This is a genomic window from Curtobacterium flaccumfaciens, assembly GCF_051548005.1.
Taxonomy (GTDB): Bacteria; Actinomycetota; Actinomycetes; order Actinomycetales; family Microbacteriaceae; genus Curtobacterium.
Genome location: NZ_JBPUGH010000242.1, coordinates 1 through 2,581 on the forward strand (window position 1 = coordinate 1; position 2,581 = coordinate 2,581).

General features: G+C 72.1%; 2 protein-coding genes. One reads left to right on the forward strand and one right to left on the reverse strand.

Going from position 1 to position 2,581, the window contains the following annotated elements; genetic code table 11:
- Window positions 1-172: 172 nt before the first annotated feature.
- Entirely contained in the window at window positions 173-997 is an 825-nt protein-coding gene (locus tag ACSW7Y_RS16935) for an endo alpha-1,4 polygalactosaminidase (RefSeq protein ID WP_438127392.1), read from the reverse strand.
- Between the two features lie 287 nt (window positions 998-1,284).
- Between ACSW7Y_RS16935 and ACSW7Y_RS16940 the strand changes: the two genes are divergently transcribed.
- On the forward strand, window positions 1,285-2,581 hold a 1,297-nt coding region (locus ACSW7Y_RS16940; RefSeq protein WP_438127393.1), incomplete at its 3' end, for a DEAD/DEAH box helicase.

Genomic DNA, 2,581 nt, shown 5'->3' on the forward strand with positions numbered 1-2,581 from the left:
GCGCACGCCCTCGCGGTCGCCGCGCGGAGTGCCGGACTCTCGGCCGACCAGGCCGCCTCGGCGTTGCACGAGGCCTGGCCCGCCTGACGGAACGGGCGGGGCGGGGGCGACCCGCGCCTCCAGGCCGGATCGTCGCGTGCGCGACGGAGCAGCGAACGCGACGCAGCCCGCATCAGCAGTGCTCGAACACGTAGGCGTCGTCCCCCGCCGGCACCAGGTCGCGGTCCCGGAGGATCGTCATCGCCGGCCGCTTCGTCGACGCGCACACGGACGACCACGGACGCTTGCTGTTGTCCGTGTACTCGATGTCGATGACGCGCTTCCCGTACGCCTTCGTGTACGCGCCGCACTCCTGGTAGACGAAGCACTCCTCGGCGACGACGAAGTCGAACCCGGTCTGCTCCCGGCCCGACGCCCCGAGCTGCGGGGTGTTCTTCTGCCCGACGGCGAGGCCCTTGCCGTGCCCGAGCCGCACGAGCGCCGCGGCGAGCGCGAGGTTCCCGGAACGCGTGAGCTTCCCCTTCGACCGCGTCCACGAGTCGAGGTTGTCGTACTCCACCGCGTCGAAGCCCCGGTCGGCGCACCGGGTGACGGTCTTCGTCAGCACGCGGACGATCGTGGCGCGCTTGGCCGCCGTCGTGGTGTCGAGGAGCATCTCGTCCGGCCAACCCGGGTCGGACACCGGCGCGCCCGAGCGGTCCCGGAGGATCGCGGTCGGGTGGTCCCGCTTCCACATCGCGGCGTCCTCGGGCTGGGTCTGGAAGCCGTTGACGTAGCAGATCGAGTACTTCCCCTTCGCCGGGCGTCCGGTGCTGTCCCGCTCGACGATCGTGACGCCGACCGGGGGCGTGTAGGACCCGCCGAGCTGGTAGTCGGGGACGCCGGAGGTCGGCAGGTTCCGGTACGAGGACCCCGGCACCGCGGTGGCGCAGGCGGCGGTGCCGAGCACGGCCACCAGGGTCGTCGCGACGGTCATGAGCAGGGTCCTGGCACGCACCCGGGCATCCTCGCACGCGCAGGGCGAACGACCCCACCCCCGGTCCGCGGGGGTGTACCCGCTATGCTGGGGGTACTCGAGGCGCCGATCGCCTCGTGCGTCGTACGGACGCCCCCGACTCCCGACCACTCGTTGGTCGATGATCGAGCACCTCACGAAGGTGCCCAGGCTCTCTGCTGCGGCGACTGCGCCAGCCACCCGTGCTGGTGCGCATCCCGCCCGCGCGCTGCACACGAGCGCGCCCACAGCCGGTCGAACCGGCTGGAAAGGTCACGATGACCGACACCATGAACGACCTCCGTTTCTCCGACCTCGGCGTCCCCGCGCCGATGGTCGACGTCCTCGCCCAGCAGGGCAAGGAGACCGCGTTCCCGATCCAGGCCGACACCCTCCCGGACTCGCTCCGCGGCAAGGACGTCCTCGGCCGCGGTCGGACCGGCTCCGGCAAGACCATCGCGTTCGCGATCCCGCTCGCCGCCCGTCTCGCGGCCAGTGGTCGCAAGCGCCGCGCCGGACGCCCCCGCGCCCTGGTCCTCGCGCCGACCCGCGAGCTCGCGACGCAGATCGACGCGACCCTCGCACCGCTCGCGAAGGCCATGGGACTCAACACCACGACCATCTTCGGCGGCGTCGGACAGGGCCGTCAGGTCGACGCCCTGCGCGGCGGTGTCGACATCGTCGTGGCGTGCCCCGGTCGCCTCGCCGACCTCATGCAGCAGGGACACCTCACGCTCGCCGACATCGAGGTGACCGTCCTCGACGAGGCCGACCACATGGCCGACATGGGCTTCCTGCCCGGCGTCACCAAGATCATGCAGGCGACGCCCGAGCAGGGGCAGCGCCTCCTGTTCTCGGCGACGCTCGACAACGGCGTGGACAAGCTCGTCAAGCGGTTCCTGCACGCCCCGGTCATGCACTCGGTCGACGACGAGACCAGCCCGGTCGAGGCGATGACCCACCACCTGTTCGAGGTCGCCGACGCCGACGCGAAGAAGGACCTCGTCCGGACGCTGGCCTCCGGCTCCGGTCGTCGCATCATGTTCATGCGCACGAAGCACCACGCGAAGCGCCTGGCGAAGCAGCTCACGAGCCAGGGCATCCCGGCCGTCGACCTGCAGGGCAACCTGTCGCAGGGCGCCCGGGAGCGCAACCTCGCGAAGTTCTCCTCCGGCGAGGCCCTCGTCCTCGTCGCCACCGACGTCGCCGCCCGCGGTGTGCACGTCGACCACGTCGAGCTCGTCGTCCACGTCGACCCGCCGACCGAGCACAAGGCGTACCTGCACCGCTCGGGCCGCACCGCCCGTGCCGGTTCCTCGGGTGACGTCGTCACGATCTCGCTGCCGGCCGAGCGCCGGGACGTCGCGCAGATGATGCGTGCCGCCGCGATCAAGGTCACCCCGCAGCAGGTCACGTCGAACTCGGCCGCCGTCACCGAGCTCGTCGGCGAGGTCGCTCCGATCCGCCACGTCGCTCCCGAGCAGCCGGCGCAGCAGCAGCGGGCGCCGAAGCAGCGCTCGGCCGAGTCCGACAGCGCGGGCGGCGGTCGTCGTCGTGGTCGCGGTGGACGCTCGGGAGGCACGGGTC